The organism is Pseudomonas sp. TE12234 (genome assembly GCF_054061835.1).
On the sequence record NZ_JBSSEP010000004.1, the window covers coordinates 158826 to 175009 of the forward strand.

31 protein-coding genes are annotated in these 16184 nt (G+C 53.5%); 22 read left to right on the forward strand and 9 right to left on the reverse strand.

What is annotated here, in order from left to right:
- Positions 1-26 precede the first annotated feature (26 nt).
- A complete protein-coding gene (locus tag ACVWYU_RS08855; RefSeq protein WP_457372462.1) occupies positions 27-539 on the forward strand; it encodes a hypothetical protein in 513 nt (170 codons plus the stop codon).
- A gap of 183 nt (positions 540-722) precedes the next feature.
- Here the strand turns inward: ACVWYU_RS08855 and ACVWYU_RS08860 are convergent, their stop codons facing one another.
- The 5 genes from ACVWYU_RS08860 to ACVWYU_RS08880 form a co-directional block, all read right to left on the reverse strand.
- Positions 723-1979: a hypothetical protein gene (locus ACVWYU_RS08860; protein ID WP_457372463.1), complete on the reverse strand. Its 1257-nt coding sequence runs from the start codon at positions 1977-1979 to the stop codon at positions 723-725.
- A gap of 153 nt (positions 1980-2132) precedes the next feature.
- Positions 2133-2423: a HigA family addiction module antitoxin gene (locus ACVWYU_RS08865; protein WP_457372604.1), complete on the reverse strand. Its 291-nt coding sequence runs from the start codon at positions 2421-2423 to the stop codon at positions 2133-2135.
- A 24-nt stretch (positions 2424-2447) separates the two neighbouring features.
- Positions 2448-2726 carry a type II toxin-antitoxin system RelE/ParE family toxin gene (locus ACVWYU_RS08870; RefSeq protein ID WP_457372464.1) on the reverse strand — a complete coding sequence of 93 codons (279 nt, stop codon included), beginning with the start codon at positions 2724-2726 and terminating at the stop codon, positions 2448-2450.
- Positions 2727-2926: 200 nt separating this feature from the next.
- Positions 2927-3202: a hypothetical protein gene (locus ACVWYU_RS08875; RefSeq protein ID WP_457372465.1), complete on the reverse strand. Its 276-nt coding sequence runs from the start codon at positions 3200-3202 to the stop codon at positions 2927-2929.
- Between the two features lie 56 nt (positions 3203-3258).
- The gene (locus ACVWYU_RS08880) at positions 3259-3780 is read right to left on the reverse strand and encodes a hypothetical protein (protein WP_457372466.1); all 522 of its coding nucleotides are present in this window, start codon (positions 3778-3780) and stop codon (positions 3259-3261) included.
- 369 nt (positions 3781-4149) lie between these two features.
- Between ACVWYU_RS08880 and ACVWYU_RS08885 the strand changes: the two genes are divergently transcribed.
- Positions 4150-4905, forward strand: a complete 756-nt coding sequence (locus tag ACVWYU_RS08885; protein WP_457372467.1) for a hypothetical protein — start codon at positions 4150-4152, stop codon at positions 4903-4905.
- 426 nt (positions 4906-5331) lie between these two features.
- Here the strand turns inward: ACVWYU_RS08885 and ACVWYU_RS08890 are convergent, their stop codons facing one another.
- The gene (locus ACVWYU_RS08890) at positions 5332-5862 is read right to left on the reverse strand and encodes an Arc family DNA-binding protein (protein WP_457372468.1); all 531 of its coding nucleotides are present in this window, start codon (positions 5860-5862) and stop codon (positions 5332-5334) included.
- Positions 5863-5953: 91 nt separating this feature from the next.
- On the opposite strand from ACVWYU_RS08890, the gene ACVWYU_RS08895 reads away from it, so the two are divergent.
- The 3 genes from ACVWYU_RS08895 to ACVWYU_RS08905 are packed head-to-tail and all read left to right on the forward strand — an operon-like array spanning position 5954 to position 7282.
- Positions 5954-6115 carry a hypothetical protein gene (locus ACVWYU_RS08895; RefSeq protein ID WP_457372469.1) on the forward strand — a complete coding sequence of 54 codons (162 nt, stop codon included), beginning with the start codon at positions 5954-5956 and terminating at the stop codon, positions 6113-6115.
- Complete coding sequence (locus tag ACVWYU_RS08900; RefSeq protein ID WP_457372470.1) at positions 6093-6491, forward strand: DUF3077 domain-containing protein; 399 nt, start codon at positions 6093-6095, stop codon at positions 6489-6491. The genes ACVWYU_RS08895 and ACVWYU_RS08900 overlap by 23 nt, the downstream gene beginning before the upstream one ends.
- Complete coding sequence (locus ACVWYU_RS08905; protein WP_457372471.1) at positions 6488-7282, forward strand: phage antirepressor KilAC domain-containing protein; 795 nt, start codon at positions 6488-6490, stop codon at positions 7280-7282. The genes ACVWYU_RS08900 and ACVWYU_RS08905 overlap by 4 nt, the downstream gene beginning before the upstream one ends.
- Positions 7283-7328: 46 nt before the next feature.
- On the opposite strand, the gene ACVWYU_RS08910 is transcribed toward ACVWYU_RS08905, so the two are convergent.
- Positions 7329-7754 (reverse strand): hypothetical protein, encoded by a 426-nt coding sequence (locus ACVWYU_RS08910; protein ID WP_457372472.1) that lies wholly within the window; start codon positions 7752-7754, stop codon positions 7329-7331.
- A 98-nt stretch (positions 7755-7852) separates the two neighbouring features.
- On the opposite strand from ACVWYU_RS08910, the gene ACVWYU_RS08915 reads away from it, so the two are divergent.
- From ACVWYU_RS08915 to ACVWYU_RS08995, 17 genes are all read left to right on the forward strand, one after another.
- Positions 7853-8098 carry a YdaS family helix-turn-helix protein gene (locus ACVWYU_RS08915; RefSeq protein WP_457372473.1) on the forward strand — a complete coding sequence of 82 codons (246 nt, stop codon included), beginning with the start codon at positions 7853-7855 and terminating at the stop codon, positions 8096-8098.
- 67 nt (positions 8099-8165) lie between these two features.
- Positions 8166-8588: a phage regulatory CII family protein gene (locus tag ACVWYU_RS08920; RefSeq protein WP_457372474.1), complete on the forward strand. Its 423-nt coding sequence runs from the start codon at positions 8166-8168 to the stop codon at positions 8586-8588.
- Between the two features lie 145 nt (positions 8589-8733).
- Complete coding sequence (locus ACVWYU_RS08925; RefSeq protein ID WP_457372475.1) at positions 8734-9114, forward strand: hypothetical protein; 381 nt, start codon at positions 8734-8736, stop codon at positions 9112-9114.
- Positions 9114-9377: a hypothetical protein gene (locus ACVWYU_RS08930; RefSeq protein ID WP_457372476.1), complete on the forward strand. Its 264-nt coding sequence runs from the start codon at positions 9114-9116 to the stop codon at positions 9375-9377. Before ACVWYU_RS08925 ends, ACVWYU_RS08930 begins: the two co-directional genes overlap by 1 nt.
- Complete coding sequence (locus ACVWYU_RS08935) at positions 9374-9595, forward strand: hypothetical protein (protein ID WP_457372477.1); 222 nt, start codon at positions 9374-9376, stop codon at positions 9593-9595. The genes ACVWYU_RS08930 and ACVWYU_RS08935 overlap by 4 nt, the downstream gene beginning before the upstream one ends.
- Positions 9596-9598: 3 nt before the next feature.
- Positions 9599-10405, forward strand: coding sequence for a helix-turn-helix domain-containing protein (locus tag ACVWYU_RS08940; RefSeq protein WP_457372478.1), 807 nt, complete (start codon positions 9599-9601; stop codon positions 10403-10405).
- 289 nt (positions 10406-10694) lie between these two features.
- Entirely contained in the window at positions 10695-11192 is a 498-nt protein-coding gene (locus ACVWYU_RS08945) for an ATP-binding protein (protein ID WP_457372479.1), read from the forward strand.
- Positions 11189-12559, forward strand: coding sequence for a replicative DNA helicase (locus ACVWYU_RS08950; protein WP_457372480.1), 1371 nt, complete (start codon positions 11189-11191; stop codon positions 12557-12559). Before ACVWYU_RS08945 ends, ACVWYU_RS08950 begins: the two co-directional genes overlap by 4 nt.
- Positions 12560-12576: 17 nt before the next feature.
- A complete protein-coding gene (locus ACVWYU_RS08955; protein WP_457372605.1) occupies positions 12577-12846 on the forward strand; it encodes a hypothetical protein in 270 nt (89 codons plus the stop codon).
- The gene (locus ACVWYU_RS08960; RefSeq protein ID WP_457372481.1) at positions 12843-13232 is read left to right on the forward strand and encodes an antiterminator Q family protein; all 390 of its coding nucleotides are present in this window, start codon (positions 12843-12845) and stop codon (positions 13230-13232) included. Before ACVWYU_RS08955 ends, ACVWYU_RS08960 begins: the two co-directional genes overlap by 4 nt.
- 163 nt (positions 13233-13395) lie before the next feature.
- The gene (locus ACVWYU_RS08965; protein WP_457372482.1) at positions 13396-13638 is read left to right on the forward strand and encodes a hypothetical protein; all 243 of its coding nucleotides are present in this window, start codon (positions 13396-13398) and stop codon (positions 13636-13638) included.
- Between the two features lie 94 nt (positions 13639-13732).
- Positions 13733-13987, forward strand: a complete 255-nt coding sequence (locus tag ACVWYU_RS08970; RefSeq protein WP_457372483.1) for a hypothetical protein — start codon at positions 13733-13735, stop codon at positions 13985-13987.
- Positions 13988-14073: 86 nt separating this feature from the next.
- Positions 14074-14394, forward strand: coding sequence for an MFS transporter (locus ACVWYU_RS08975; RefSeq protein WP_457372484.1), 321 nt, complete (start codon positions 14074-14076; stop codon positions 14392-14394).
- Between the two features lie 3 nt (positions 14395-14397).
- Entirely contained in the window at positions 14398-14730 is a 333-nt protein-coding gene (locus tag ACVWYU_RS08980; protein ID WP_457372485.1) for a hypothetical protein, read from the forward strand.
- Positions 14727-14954 carry a DUF7940 domain-containing protein gene (locus ACVWYU_RS08985; RefSeq protein ID WP_457372486.1) on the forward strand — a complete coding sequence of 76 codons (228 nt, stop codon included), beginning with the start codon at positions 14727-14729 and terminating at the stop codon, positions 14952-14954. Before ACVWYU_RS08980 ends, ACVWYU_RS08985 begins: the two co-directional genes overlap by 4 nt.
- Before the next feature lie 114 nt (positions 14955-15068).
- Complete coding sequence (locus ACVWYU_RS08990; RefSeq protein WP_457372487.1) at positions 15069-15248, forward strand: hypothetical protein; 180 nt, start codon at positions 15069-15071, stop codon at positions 15246-15248.
- A complete protein-coding gene (locus ACVWYU_RS08995) occupies positions 15245-15688 on the forward strand; it encodes a proteasome subunit beta (RefSeq protein ID WP_457372488.1) in 444 nt (147 codons plus the stop codon). Before ACVWYU_RS08990 ends, ACVWYU_RS08995 begins: the two co-directional genes overlap by 4 nt.
- On the opposite strand, the gene ACVWYU_RS09000 is transcribed toward ACVWYU_RS08995, so the two are convergent.
- Together ACVWYU_RS09000 and ACVWYU_RS09005 are read right to left on the reverse strand one after the other, a co-directional pair.
- Entirely contained in the window at positions 15675-15875 is a 201-nt protein-coding gene (locus ACVWYU_RS09000) for a hypothetical protein (RefSeq protein WP_457372489.1), read from the reverse strand. The genes ACVWYU_RS08995 and ACVWYU_RS09000 overlap by 14 nt on opposite strands.
- A gap of 58 nt (positions 15876-15933) precedes the next feature.
- Positions 15934-16149 (reverse strand): hypothetical protein, encoded by a 216-nt coding sequence (locus ACVWYU_RS09005; protein WP_457372490.1) that lies wholly within the window; start codon positions 16147-16149, stop codon positions 15934-15936.
- Between the last annotated feature and the right edge of the window lie 35 nt (positions 16150-16184).

The following is a 16184-nucleotide window of genomic DNA, read 5'->3' on the forward strand; positions in this document are numbered from 1 at the left end:
ATTTTATTTTCTGACATGGAGGCCAAATGAAAAAAATAGCTCTGGTCGGTGTATTAGTAATCTCGATGGCTGGATGTGTGCTGCAATTACCTGCAACCCAAGATCCTAAGCCAGCAGTAGCTCAAGTAACGGAGCCCCAGGCGCAACCACCTGCGGTAGAAAGCCAGTGGATCGATTATGGCATCGGTGAGGGAATGTCCTACCAGCTAAAGAAGGGGTCTTTCCGTTTCGATCAAGATACAACCGGGGTAGCGTTAGCAGTCGCCTTGGGGCGCGTTGTCCACCAAAATACGAATAAGATCAACGCCCTTCAATTTTATGTTAGGGCCGCGGAATGCGTGCAGGAAAGGGGCACGCTCGCCATGACTGATGTCAATGGTGCTATCGTGGCCCAAGTCGAGTTTATGTTTGATGCCGGGACCATCGCATCTAACATCGCCGAAACAATTTGTACGGTCGCCATGAAAGAAGCATCGAAAGTTCGGCAACAGACACCACAGAAAACTGCTCCAGCCAAGCCTATAGGATCGGCAATCTAAGTAGTACCGTCGATATGGAAGAAAAAATGGCCGACGGTGAAGCCGTAAATAACGGTGAGTCCAATCAGCTCAGTCGGATAAGGACTACAGTCCTCGATGCGCTAGGCGAGTATTACGCCGACTTTTATTTTTTCCAATGAGCCCGCCACCGTGCGGGCTTTTTTCGTCGTCTGCGTACTCGGCTCAAACTTCAGCGCTGATCTGTGTTGCGAGGGGAAGGGTGGCCACGATCTCGTCCATGGTCGCCTTGTCTTTTTCAAAGTAGGCGGCGCCAGCATGTGTCATCACGTGCTGGTGGTCGCCAATCTCGATAACGTCCACCAAAGCAAAGAGCGAGATCAGGTCTAGCCCTTCAGCTCTACCAATCTCGGTTTCTGGCAACGCATTCCCCTCATCCAACATGGCAGCAAACTCTTTGGCATCGTCGTGCGTATTGAAAAGCTCCAGCATTTCCGTCGACCTCGTTTTACTGCGGTCGCGATACGCAATCGTCTCTGGAGATCCTGGACTCCCGAGATAATAGGCATGCCTGTTTGCGAGAGCTTGCGCGTCCGGGTGCTTGGGCCCACGTCGAATTATCCAGGCGCCGTTTGGACCCTTGGCGCTGATATGTGGGATGAGGATGTATTGCTTAATAGTGGGATCATTGTCAAAGGCGTTGTATGGCAAGACTGGACGCCCCAGGTGCAATGCTGTCGCCCCGCAACTCAACTTTACGCGGTAGCTGTCCGATGATTCCCATGTGCCAAAGGGGGCACTCCTGGTCATCAACCGAATGATTGCGGGTATCAGCACCTGGGATTTCTTCGCCATCATGGGAGCAATCCGAAGGAGCTTTTTATCTCGGTGGCTGATTTCTTCTAGCGGTACCGGCTCGAGGTCCGCCGCGGTGAACTCTACGAACTCCCACTCAAGTAGGCCTTCTTTCTCTTGGGCCGCCAACCACTGCAGACGCTCCGGTTCCATGTACATCTGGTCCGGTCGTAATGGAATCGAGTCCGTCTCACGAGTTTCGCGGCCGGCGCTAGGAGTAGGCTTAATCGAATCGATCGCCGCCCTCCAATCGCAGCCAGGCTCGGTCCAGATCGGGATTGGATTGTGGAATACCACGCCCGACGTGCTGCTCTCTGGTTTTCCGAAGTAGTAGCTAACGTATGGAAGGGCCCCAAAGAAAGTCTTCGTTATTGTCCGAGGCGAAGGGTGGCCACCTTCAATGAGCTTGTACTCAAGGACGAGGTCCAAATCTCCGCAAACCATCGCGCCGCGGGCATACGAGCCCACAACCCATAGCGAGGTGATCTCAATCCGAGACGTTGCTGCTTTGTTGAAGAAGTCTTTGTGAGCGATGGTCCGGACGGATGCCTCGTCCAGCCTCTGGCAAATCCGTTCCAGCTTCTTGGTGAACGAATCGCGGGGATAGCGCTTTTCGAGTGCGGCCATGCTCTTGTCTCTTCACGCAGGGTGAGGAGGATGACCGTATCACTCCGAGTGTTCGAAACACCATTAGCAATGGGTACAGTGAGATGCCCCCTCCCACGCGCAAAAAAAACCCGGTCTATAGCCGGGTTTTTTCGAGCGACCTTTTGCTTACTGTCAGGCAATCTCTGGAGCACGCTGGACTTGTTGAGCGATTTCCGCACCGTGTTCAATTTCTGCTTTGCGCAAGTCGTAGGCTGATTGCAGGTTGGCCCAGAACTGTGGGCTCGTATCGAAGCATGTCGCTAAGCGCAGAGCTACGTCAGCGCTGATATTACGACGCTCATGGACAATGTCATGCACCGTTGGTGCAGAGACATTCAGCAGCCTCGCAAGCGCGGTAGGGGATAGATCCATGGGATGGAGATATTCCTCCCTGAGAACTTCGCCCGGATGGACGGGGCGCATGCCGTTAGTAAACACAATTTCACCTCAGTGGTAGTCTACAATTTCAACGTTTTCTGGTCCGTGAGCACCCCAGGTGAAGCAAATTCGATACTGATCATTGATTCGGATGCTGTGTTGGCCTTGTCGGTTCCCTTGTAGTGCTTCCAACCGATTTCCGGGCGGTGACCCTAAGTCTTGGATGGTGGCCGCCGCATTGAGCATGTTCAGTTTCCGTTGCGCGACAGTCAAGATAGCCGTCCACCTCCTGGAGGATCCCGTGGTGAAGAGGCTCTCGGTGTCGCCGCAGCGAAAACTTATGATCATTATTAACGCTTAACGTTAGTCGTTAATGGGATTGTAGCGCCACTACGGTTCTTCAAGGGGGATCCCGATGGGTGGTTGCCAGCACCATGCGGCAGCCCCGCGCACGGTTATCCCCTCCACGTAGGGGATGCAACTGTCGATCATCGCAAGGCCTGGAACTCACCGGGGGAGAAAATCAAGCAAATCTAGTGAAGGTGGCCCTACTTCATAATTCCGCCACCCCTTACGTTCTCTACTGCTGATATGACATCGGCATGGTGCTTTTTCGCATCGTCCCAGGCATTCAGCGCGACCTGTTTAGCTGACGCCGCTTCGTGAGCTGCATCCGCCACTTGGCTCTCCAGATTGACGACAATGGCATCCAACTTGTCTACTTTATCGTTCAGCTTATGCAGCAGCTTCCGGATGGCTAGGGCCTCGTAGAAAGCCGCGGCAGCAAAGATAAGGGCAATGAGGTAGCGATAATCAAAGTCCATTCCAGGCTCGTTTGATTAATTGAATCCACAAGTCCAGAAGCCCCGGCTGAGGACCATTAATTAGCGATCACAGATCTATTGGATTGTGTATTCAAATGCTCGGCCAGCCCCTTCCTGATCTGTCTAGCTTGACCCGGGTATCGACCAGTCAGAAGACGGCACAAAAAAGCAAAGAGCGCGCCCGTAACCCAAAAAAACAATGCTTCAGCGACGACTCCCCAAGCATAGATGGCGTTTTCTAGTGAATCAGTGACCGTAACCCAGATAACTCCGACAAGAAGACCTAATTGCAGTAGTGCCCCGAGCCAACTCCAGGAGGACTGCAACCAGCCACAGAGATCAGACAGTCGATTGCTAAATCGGTCAGTACTAAATCGTTCTGGCATAAATTCAACTGCCTTAGCGATATGTTTCTCATCATTAAAGTCATCAACGGGTATGCCAAGCCTGGTCGCGATTTCCTGAAGTGTACTTTTATTAAATCTTTCTCGATGCCACATGCCTATCAGAAGAGCGATCACGCCCAAGGCTCCAGTAGCCAGTATGGCGCCAACGATATGCGCTATTGCCGTTAGCATTAGAAATGCTCCTTTAGATTATCAGCGCGTCAAACACACGACAGTCGCTACGAATTCCGATCCTTGCCGCATTCCCCTCATAGCTGTTCTGCGTTTTGGTTCGCCATCTGCATGCTCCTAGCTTCCCCTGGGGCGTGCGGAAATCGAACCTAAGCCTAGCGCATCCTTAGCGACGCGCTCCGTTTTGCATGCTCACACCTCCGCTATTACATTTTGCTAACTGGCGATAGACTGGATGCTATCGCTGGTACGTGGACAGCTCATGATCCTGAGCAATTGACTGGCCTAGCTCTACGGGACGAAGCGGACTTCCCATCCGCGTGCCTGGACAATTTATTAGTAAGAGAGTGCTAGGGAGACGCTAGGATAATGGACGAATGCCAATATTTTATTGATGAAGAAGGACGTATTACTTCACTTGCTTCCTGTATGTTTTCAGAAAAAAAATATGCTTCCGAGCTGACCTATGAGGCTGCCTTAGAGAAGTTGTTAATCGACTTTAGGGCGGAGCGCCTGAATTCTTGCATATATGCTGTAACCCCATCTCTTATTGCAGATCTTAAGCTCCAGCATTATCTAGGTGTTGAGGATGGGCTATGCCTGGTGACAGGAATTTACTTTGATATTATAGCTGGGAACACTACTTTTCTCTGGGGGGGAAGTACATATTTTCCAATTAGGCCGGATCTGGTCTACCTAGCGATAACTAGATTTTTAAATGTAGTTCCGCTCAATCCAGTAGAGCGTGAAACTCTAAATTTTATGTCGATGTTTTCAGGCTATTTCGAAGCATTATTTCTAGCCATTGAGGCTCAGGAATTATTTGTTGGTCAGAAATACACATTTGATTGGTGGTCCGAATTTTGGACTAGACGAGGCGTAAACATAGCTGAATATAGCTTAGAGCCAAAATGTCCTGCAGCAAATGCAGAAGCGAAGCCATCCCACCTTTTGGCCATTGCTGCCATGCTGGAACTGTTGAACGAGCCAAGCCGCGCCGCGCGCAATCAATCTGCAATAGTTGCTGAGATACTGGAACGTCATCAAGGCAAGCGTGGCTTGGGCAGGCGTACTCTTGAGGACATATTCGCGGCCGCCAACAGGGCCTTTAAAGAAGCTGAGTAGCCACGCAGCAGCAGTACCGCAATTGCGATTCTCTTTTCCGCAATTGCGGTGATCTCTGCGGAGGGCGCGATTATTCTGTTCCCTGTCACCTGAAAAACGGGAGCAGGCATGAACAATAAACGATCAAGCGACGCCTCATCCGTCGGAAAAAGATGGCCCTTTTTGAGGGCCTTCCAATTGCAAATTTTGTGTGAATAATTGGAAACCATCGTAACCACAGAAGCTCCGTGAGGCGCACGATGGCCATATATGTTCCGATTTTCCCGCAAACACTTTTCGTCGGTCATAGACGTTCTGCACTACAACGCCAAGAAAGACTGCGCTTCAAAAAACAATCGATATGGACTGATCTCCATTTATCTCGATCTTGCTGGAGAGTAGATGGTGATGCTTGTGGCGTTAAGGTGGGATTGTCGCAGGACTTAGCTAGCTCTTTCGTGCAGTGCCAATGCGTCGTGGTGGTGAAAGAGACTCCGACTCCTGAGTTTTCCGAGTCACCGAGACTTCTGGTATTTCCGAAGTCGGCTCCGGATCACCATAGGTTATCCAGATCGATTCACCTCCATCCCATTCAAAACCATAGCCAGCGTCATGCAGTTCTTGACTTAGCTCTATCTGTATCTTCGCTAGTTCTTCATACGGCAGAGACTCCAGCCCGAGGTCACTGAGGGATACGTCTGCACTGCCCAAGCCTCGGAGGATAGACCGGTTTATCGCAATCCTGATTCGCTCTCGCACCACCGCTGGCAAGCTCTTTCGCGCTATGGATGCATATTCCTTGGCCATATCAGCGGTGAAAAGCTCCTCTCCGTTTTTGCCGTCAGCGAGGATGCTCAGGTTGAGGCGCGCCACAATCTCTGCGGTCAAAGAGCGCCCGCTCTCCTTCGCAGCTTGCTCAAGGAGAGTCTTGAGTTCGGCCGGTATCCGAAAATTGACCTGAAGATCTGTTCTGCTCATACCCAAATAATGAAGCACGGTGCTATTGACTGCAATAAAGCACGGTGCTTAAATCGTTACCAAGCACGGTGCTTGGCCTGGAGGAATTGAGATGAAGGTGCGTGAAATGACACAGGTAATCTTTCGAGTGGAGCCGGAGGTAAAGGCTTGGCTCGAAAGGAAGGCACAGCAGGAAGAACGCAGCCAAAACTGGCTGGTTGGGAGGGCATTAAGGGAGGCGATGCTGCGAGATGAGCAAATCAGGCAGGCATAAAAAAGCCCCAAGCGCTGGAACGCTTGAGGCCTATGAAGCAGTGAACATTTTTGAGGACATTCACATGAAACAGAATACGGCATCACAAGAAAAACTCAATGCTGGCGCTATCAAGGGACCCGTTACCGTTGAAAGCTCATTCACCGTTTGCAATGTTGAGCAGCAGCATCTCTTCGCTGTTCAGCCAAGCATTTCTGCCGTGGACGCTCTCAACCAGGCGTCTTGCATTCTCTACAGCGTGAGAGATTCGCTGTGTGAGGCTGGAATGCAGGAGATCACTATCTCTCCGTCTCAAGCATGGTTACTCCATATGGCCGTCGAATCAGCTAAGGCGGTGATTGACTCTGTAGGTGAAGGCCTGGAGAAACTCGTATGAACAACTCCTTGAGCCACCATGGCCATCCATCCACAGCAGCGACACATTTTCAGATTCAGCAGGATGTGTCGCGGACCACAATGTCCTCTCGCGAGATTGCCGATTTGGTTGGCTCTCGTCACGACAGTGTGAAACGTGCAGTCGAACGTTTGGCCGAAAAGGGCGTTATCGGTCTTCCACCATTGGTGGAATACCTCGATGGCCTTGGCCGTCCGGCTATGGAGTACCAAATTTGCAAGCGTGATACCTACATCATCGTCGCGCAGCTCTGCCCAGAGTTTACTGCTCGCCTGGTTGATCGCTGGCAGGAACTGGAACAGCAAGTTGCTAAGCCGGCCTTTGACTACTCGGCTGCACTGAGTGACCCTCGCACACTCCTGGCGCTGCTCACCGAAAACGTGACGAAAGTAGTCGCGTTGGAGGCGGACAACATCGAACTCTCGAAGGAGAACCACGAGCTGGAAGTGAAGGTAGAGCAGGACGCTCCGAAGGTCGCTTTCCATGACATGGTCGCGGTGTCGCACAAGACATACAACGCGGCCCAAGCTGCGAAGATCATAGGCACTGGCCGGACCAGGCTGTTGCAGTTCATGCGCCAGAAAGGCTGGGTGACGAGGACCAATGAGCCTTACCAGGCAAAGATCGAAGCCGGTCTGCTCAATGTGAAGTTGGGCACCTTTGAGCATCCAATCGACGGCACGATCCCGACGTGCTCGACGCTGATCACCGGCAAGGGGCTGACCAAGCTTCAGGCTATGTGGCAGAGCAGGGAAGAGGATTTGCTGAAGTAGCAGTAGAGAGAGCCCGGCCTAGTGCCGGGCTTTTTGTATCTGGTGTTCAGGGCTTTTCGGAGTTGGCTTTTTCGAGCAGGCCGGCGATGCCTTCCAGCAACACCAGATCCGACTCCTTGAGTTTGCCCTTTGCCGCGGCTCTGGCCAGTTTCTCGATGATGGCGATTGCCCTGGGCGATGCCGTCCCCAGCATTGCTTGGTAGGCAGGAGACTGCTCACGATGGACCTCGTGCCGCGAGAACTCACCCTCGATGACGTTCGAACCGTAGCCGCCTGGGTTCACTAGAACGCCAGGTGCCAAGCCGATTTTCTGCTCGAGGTTGAGTGCAGCTTTCTCGCCCAAGCCTCGATGCCCATTGAGGATCTGGGACAAATAGGAAGCGTCCAGATCGTGCTGGTCGGCGAATTCTTTTTGGCTGAGTTGGCCGATTACACGCCGCAGCGCCTCGACCCGAAGAGTTTTCATATCCATAGGCGAATAGTGACCCTGCGTTAGCAAACAGTAAATTATAAAATGCTATTGATATGTAAATTAGCAAAGTGTAATCTGGAGCTCTTTCGGAGATCACCATGACCCTAATCGAACTCATCCGCTCAATGGAGCCGGCCCAACTGGATGCTCTAGCAGAGCGAAGCGGTACCAGCGTCGGCAACCTCAAACAGATTGCTTATGGATATCGCCTCGCAGGTCCAGGGCTCGCCATCAATCTTGATCGTGAGTCGGGTAGGGCGGTCACGTGCGAAGAACTACGCCCTGATATCGATTGGGCCTACCTGCGTAACTCCTCAACTAACTCCGAGCAATCCGCCGCCTGATTCGATGAGCAAAGTTTCGCTCATCAGCAGGTCGTGCTGCCACGACAACCGCCAAGAGGTTTCCCGAATGGAACAGGTACATCGCGCAATTCATGAGGCAGTGCTGGATGCGGGGCCAAAGCAGCTGGCTCACCTGATGGGCATGAGTCATACCGCGCTACTCAACCGCAGTAACCCCAATGATGACTCGCACCGGCTGAACCTGGAGCAGTTCCTACAGATTCTGGTGCACAGCAAGAATCCTGAGCCACTGCAGCTATTGGCGAGCGCCTTGGGGTACGAGTTGGTGCCTCAGGTGAAGCCTGAAGGAGTGAGCCTAATTCAAGCGCTTGTGCACCTGGCCGCCGAGTCCGGGGATGTGTCCCGCGCGGTTCATGATGCCATAGCTGATGGTCATGTTTCGCAGATCGAGAAGGCGGGTATCCAGAAAGAAATCGGCCACGTGCGGCAGTGCTTGCTGGTTTTAGAACAGTCGGTAAGGGCGGCGTGAACACGCTGCCAGGACAGGACTTGCATTATTTAAAACGCGTGGATGATGAAAATCACCCCGCCCAGAAAGCAACAAACCCGGCGGGAACCGGGTTCATTAAATCGTCCTGTGCAACCAGGACAATACATCTCTAGAGGTACTTATCATGGCACACGCTATTCGAAGTGAACAAGCTCGTCTGTTGAAGTCGATTAATTTTCCACTCGTACAAACGCGTGACGATCTGAGTTTTACAGTTCGCGATCCTCTGGGGCGAATGGTGAATTGGCCACGAAATAACCCCGGTGTTGCTGCCGACAGGGAAAAGGGCATGACGTACTTCGATCACGAAGTCAGCGCATTGGCGTCCTTTGACGAAACCGAAGCGTTTCATGCCGTTCAGTTCGCAATCATCGGCATGGGCGGCCACTACACGAATCTTGAAATTGGATTTGCTCAACGTGTTGCTGCAGCCGCTGTGTTGGGGCTGCGCGCTATGCGAAATGGTATGCCCGATTTTGTTCCTGTCGAACAGGATGACAAATAATGGGCCGGTCAATTATTTCTCCCGCCCGTATTTCTGACGACGCTGACTCCATGCACTCAGCAGGTTATTTCATTGATGCCATTGGCCGACTTTTTCTTGATCTTGCTGGTGAGGCGCCTGATACGGTCGAGCAAATTCTCAATGGCTACACCATTGGTGGAATAGCTGCCGGACTACGAATTGTTGGTAGCGACCTGATGGCTCGTGGTGACGATTTGAATGCACTTCTCGCGAAGCTGGATAGCAGGGAGGTATCCAAATGAGAACTCTCCCGGTAACGCCTCTGGAGACATCCACGGCATGCAAGATCGCAGGCCCCTGGCCCAGCTATACCAACTTCCGAAATCTCCCCGAGCGTGAACGCTGGGTGCTCTACGGAAGCGCCAAGGCATATCGGCAGGCTCTGGAGGATCAAGGATTCGTCATGGCTGAGTCTTACGACGCCTTCATCAAGCGTGTCACCGACGAGATGGAGCTCTGACCTATGAGCATTCAGTCAATGGTCTGGGCGCTTGAGCAGCGGTTGGTGGAAGAGTCCACAGCCCGGCACGTCCTCCTGTGCCTTGCGAACTATGCCGACAAAAACGGAAAGGGCGCGTTTCCCTCTACGAACAGCTTGAGCGAGGACACTGGCTTGGCCGTGCGGACGGTCAAATACAAGCTGGAAGCGCTCGAGGCGCTTGGTGCGATTCGCCGCGGAAATCAGGCGATCGCGGCAGCCTATATCGACAGGCATGATCGTCGTCCAGTCGTCTACGACATGGCTGTTGAGCGGGGTGCACCTGATGCACCCCGTGATGAACGGGGTGCAAATGAAGACGTAACGGGGTGCAGCTCAGAACAGAACGACGTGCAAATGACGACAGAACGGGGTGCACCACATGCACCCAATCCGTCCACTATCCGTCAACTACCCGTTAATAAACCAAAAGAAGCCGCAGGCAAGCCAGCTGGTACTCAGGCGGAGAGGAAGTCGAGCAAGTTTGATCCACTGGTTGCCAAGCCGGAGAACGTATCGACTGAGGCCTGGGTTGGGTTCTGCGAGATGCGTAAATCCAAACGCAAAGATCTGACCGAGCGCGCCTGCCAACTGATCGCCAAAAAGTTGGCCAAACATCCCGACCCTGATGCCGTTCTGGATAACTCCACCACTAATTCGTGGAGCGACATCTATCCGGAATCAATACTGCCTGGCGCAAGCACTAAGACAGCGAAAGCATCGGCCTATCACAGTCTGCCAAACCATACGCAAGAGCTGTATCCGGAGGTGAAGAGTGGCGCGAATTTCTAATTTTTGCAGAGCGCCTCGTGTCCGCTTCTTTGATCTCGAATGCCCATTGCATGGCTCGGTAAGCAGTTCCGAGATTGAGCAGTTCGACGGCTCTGTGTTGATACGTGGTTGTAAACATTGCCACTGGGAGGCTTTGCACACGGCTCCTAAATCAACTGAGGCTTACGTCTTGGCCAGCGGTAGGAAGAAAGCTGAAGACTTGAACAAGCTGCTCGTAGGTTCTGGCATCACACCGCGATTCAGTGGATGCACATTCGACAGCTACAGAACTGCTGGAGGAAGCGAGGCTATGTCCAAGGCCCTGAGTGCCTGCAAGGACTATGTTGCTCAGTTTGCCGATAACTACGCTGCCGGCCGTTCATTGGTTCTTTCGGGCAACGTTGGCAACGGGAAAACGCATCTGGCTTGCGCGATGGTTCAGGCAGTCATCCGTGAGCATGGAGCCCAGGCAGTAATCGCCACAGCAGCTGAGATCATTCGAGTCTTCAAGGGGGCTATGGATCGAAGCGCTGAGTATTCAGATAAGGACATCCTGGAAGAGCTTGCGAGTTTTGATCTGCTAGTTATTGATGAAGTCGGTGCTCAGAGTGGTAGCGCGTATGAGCTGGGTGTTTTGCATGAGGTGATCGATCGACGTTACCAATTCGTCCTGCCGACGGTAGTGGTTTCGAACCTTGTGACTGCAGATCTGGCGCGGTACATCGGCGATCGCGCGCTGGATCGCCTGCGGCAAGCCGGAGGGCAGGCTATCGGTTTTAATTGGGCGTCTGCGCGAGGTGCTGTATGACTCGGGCGCTGTTCAGCATTGAGGCAGAACACGGCGTACTCGGGGCGATCATGATGGACCCGACCCTGTTCGACGACATCACTAGCAAGGTACAAGTCTCGGACTTTCATGATCTGGAAAACGCCGCGTTGTATCAGGCGATTATTGAGTGTCATGCGACGGGCGATCCCATCGATGCGGTGACCGTTGGACTGTTTCGCCCTAGGTTGCCAAGCGGTGACAGCATGCTGGCGTTCGCTGCGGAAATAGCAAACAACGTTCCTAGTACTGCGAACTGGAAGGTCTACGCTCGCCACGTTCGAGAACGCGCCGTGCTGCGCCAAGTTGTCCAAGCTGCTGATGTGATCAGAGAGCAAGTTAGTGAAGATAGATCTCTGACTGAGATTATCGCTTTGGCCCAACAGGCTACTGCAGACCTTCGCGACCTAGATGACGATCACCCGAAGTATCACCGCCTGGATCACGTTATGGGCCGGGCGGCTGAAGGCGTCAATGACAAGCATCTCGGCCTGAGACCGAATTGGCCATCGACTGGGCTCGAAAAGCTTGATGAGTTGATGCAAGGCATTCGCCCGAAGAAGGTAACTATCATCGCCGGCCTTCCCGGTAGTGGGAAAACCACACTGGCCCTTCAGATCGCCCAACACAACGCCTGCGTTGCCAAGCTGCCGTGGCTGGTGTTCTCAATCGAAATGCCAGACGAAGAGTTGGGTGTTCGCGCTATCGCGTCCCTTGGCGGTGTGGACCTGCGGCGGCTCGACAATCCCGAGAAGATGCAGGATGACGATTGGGCCCGAATGGTCGGAGCTGTAGCACAGGCGCACGGAGCCCCCTTGTTCATTTGTGACGATCCGCACCAGACGCCAGCCAGCATTCGATCAACTGCAAGGCAATGCCAGCGTGAACATGGCTTGGCCGGGATCATGGTCGACTATCTCGGCTTGGTTCAGTCGGAGCGAAGAGGGCGCACACGAAGCGAGGAGGTCGGTGCGATCAGCAAAGCGCTTCTGCGTCTTGCCAAGGAGCTCAATGTCCCGGTGGTTGAACTCTCACAGCTCAATCGTGACTCGACAAAACGTGTAGGCAAGAGGCCTCAGGCAAGTGACTTACGTGATTCTGGCGAGATCGAGGCCGATGCCAGCTGCATCATTCTGGTTCACCGCGACATGGACACCGAGGAGGGCCAGAACGGCGTGACCGAGTTGATCATGCCCAAGTGTCGGCATGCGAAAGTGGGGAGCTGCCTTGTCCAGCAGCAAGGGGAATACGGACGCTTCGTCAACTTCAACGGCAATTCGTATCCATCCGATGAAGAGGTCGAGATGAATCGCCCCTTCGTCAGCAAGTACAGGGGCAATGTCCAATGAATGACCGAGTTGCTGCAATGCTTCCGCGAAAAAGCATGAGCGATCTTGAGCGCCGATTCTTGAAGATCGCCGGTGAAGAGTTGGCGAAGACCAAAGTGGGCGGTCCCAGCGCGCTGGCTAGCTTACTGGACATGGTCGCCTCCTGGCACGGCATGCGGGCCGAGATCGGATTTCATGATTACGGCCAACGCTGGCTGATCGAGGGCAATGCCAGGAACAAATCTGCTGATCGGTTGTTGCGCGACCTGTTCGGCCTGAGTGACCCAGACCCGAGGAGAGTCGCATGAAAAAGCGAACGTACTTAGGTAAACCCTTGGGGGATACCGAGTGGATGTTGGAGCAGTGGGGATATTGGCGTATGGATGGAATGGGAGTGCCTCAGTACGTTTCTCCGCTTTATGCGTTGATCCGCGATAACACTCCGTGCGAGGGGGGAGTGAAGGAATACTATGTGACCGATGATCTGGCCTTGGTGGTGGATGGGGCAGTCGCTCGATTATCGAAGCGTGATCAGCAGATGGGAAATTTTATCTGGCTATATTTCGGCGCTAAATGGCCGGCGTTACGGATCGCAAGGGAAAACGACATGGGTGAGGCAAAGGCGCGAGAGGTTATTAAGGCCGGAGTCGCTTGGATTGACTCTGCTCTGGAGACAATTCGCGAGGTAGCGTAAAAAGTCTTTCCACGCGGATAACGACCTGTTTTCATGGCACGGTGTTTAGTTGCTTGAGCACCACATCTACTCATGAATACCTGAACCCGGCCGCTGCGCCGGGTTTTTTATTGCCTTGAAATATTTGAAGAATTACTCTTTTGGCTCTTTCAAAGGAGTCAGTATGCCCACCATCTCCGCTTCACAGTGTTCTCTCGAAAAAGCCAAAATCGATTATCCCAAGTTTGCTGAAGGCATCCAGCCAGTTCCCGACTCGCCGAACCTGGTTTGGGTTGTATTTTCTGGGAGCATGGTGATCGGTGTTTTCGCAGATTGGCCTTCGGCCAGTGCCAAGATAGGCGAGGTTGAGGGCGTTCAGCTGAGGCACTGGCTCGATAACCGCGATAAGGGCTTGGGCAAAAACTAAGCTCCACCAAAAGCCTAGCCACTGTGCGAGGCTTTTTCGTTTCCGCAGGCGCAAGACTGAAAGACACAACCTGCACTCACACGTGGAGTGCAACATGACCACAACCATCCGCTGCAAACTGATCTGCCATGGTATTTGGCCACACGAGTTCGCCAACGAGAGCAATCCTCTCTCCAAGGTTCGCTTTGGCGCTGTGTACTCATCTGATACCGGCAATCCTGACGATGAGAACGTCGTGTTTGGCAAAGCCACGCCATTCGGTGAGTTCAACCTGACCATGGCCACCCCAGTGGCTGAAAAGCTGGAGCAGGGGAAGGCCTATTACGTGGACATCACCCCGGCTGAGTAACTTTCTAATCCGCCACTCCCAAGTGGTTTTGGCGCCTCACACCGGCGCCTTTTTTATTTCCCACATGCAACTGAGAGGTCGAGCGCATGGAATTCATTCATCGCCTGCTCGACAAGACCGAATGGATCGTTGCCGGCTTTATCGGGGCCATCGTCGCAAGCTGGTGGCACAAGGATGATCTGACGGACTGGAAGGCCTGGGTGGTATTCCTCATCACCGGTCTAGCCTGCGCCATGTACCTGACCGGGATCGTTAGCACATACCTCAGCATCACAGACCCCAGCAACGTGACTGGTGTCGGATTCCTCCTTGGCGCCTTCGGTGGATCGCTGATGACTGCCGTCAATCGCGCCATTAAAGCCGCTGACCTTTGGGCGCTAGTACGCTCGAAGTTCGGAGGGGGTTAATCCATGAACATTCAAACGTTGAGCACCCTGTTCATTGGCATCATCAGCCTGTGGGCGATGTGGTGCATGTTGAGTGCGCGGGTCCATGACGGGATTGTCGGTAAGGTCGTCTACGCGACGATCATGGTGACCGGGTTCGCGATCGTCACCCGGGCCGAGACGGTGTTCGTTACCCCATCAACGGCCGGCGTCACCTTTCACGGAGCACTTGCATTGGCTGGACTTCGGCACTGGTTCGTCGCCAACCACTGGCCCCGCGTCAAAGGCTGGCTATGCCGATACCTGCACTGCGAGCAATGCCTTAACAACGACCCCACCAAGGCGGACAAGACATGAACCTAATTCCCCAATGGCAACAGCTCTGGAAGATGTACAGCGTTCAACTGGCGTCTCTGTTGGTGCTGCTGAACGTGACCGCGACCTACTGGCCTTCGTTTCAGGCTCTGCTCAGTCCAAGCGTATGGGCAGCCGGTAACGCAATCATTGGTCTGGCGATCGGTATCGCCCGGGCAATTCCTCAGTCATCGCTGACTCCCGTCGAAGACAAGTCAGCCGTGTAAACCAAAGGGTGCCTGGCTTCGTGCGGGCTCCACTCTCTAAACGCAATATATTGCGCTAATAGGCCGAGAAAGCTCGGAATAAGGGCAATATATTGCGCTTCCCATGGTGACGATATGGCCAGACGACTTGTGCTGAAGGCCTATCACCCATGGTGGTTCCGCTTCTACGTGGCGGCGGTCAACACCTTCGCTTACCTGATGAACCTCGATGTCGATACCGACAAGCTCGAAGCCCAGGCCAGAAGGGCGACCCGGTACCGCGAGATTGAACCAGGTGAAGAGGGCAAGCCATGACGACCATTGCCTACAAAGACGGCGTGATCGCCTGTGATGCCCGAATCACCAATGGCACGACCATCACCTATGACGATTACGACAATGTCATAGAGCGCGACGGTGTGAGCTTTGTACTTTGCGGGTATCTATGCGACTACGCCAAGCTGATTGGCGCCTGGTTCGGCGAGACCTTCACCGTGGCTGTCGAAGCGTCGGCGCTGGTGTACGACGGGAACTCGCTTTGTTATGCCGCCTACGATGTGAACGAAGGCCTGTGCAAGACGCCAATCCTCATGGAGCGGCCGTATGCGATTGGTAGCGGCTCAAGCTATGCGCTGACGGCAATGGACATGGGCGCAACCGCGTACCAGGCCGTCGAGATGGCCATGAAGCGTGATAGCTGCACTGGCGGCAAGATCAGAACGTTGACTGTGGGCGCTCGCCCTACAGCCAAGTAACGCTGACGTTAGTGAATTGCATAAGCTCGAGCGATTCCTTGAGGCTCTTGGTCCCGAGGATTTGACCGCCCCGGCCGAGTCCCAACACTTCCAGTAGCAACTCATGAGCGTCGATCCGCTCTGGAGCTTCGCCGGCTTTGGTCTGTGGTGCGTTCATTCGCTCATAATTCAGTTCGTACTTATGCATTGTTCGTCTCTGCAAGATCAGTTGGTGGTGTGCCGCAGGTGAGTGCGGCACGGGTGGATCAATTCGCTTTAACTTTCAACGCTTCTTGGATCTGATCTGCATAAGTCGAAAGCTTGGCAAGCTCATCGCCTAGCACGTCGCTTGACTGGTTGTTGAGTACTCGAACAGCAATGAGCTCAAGCGCGGCCGCTACCGCATATGCACGTTTCGCCTTTGAGTCACTGGTCTGCACGTAGGCAACTGCGTTGAGTCCGATTTTCGTTTGTTCAGCCATTACGCTATTCCTTGCATTGATTTGATGCTCATCAA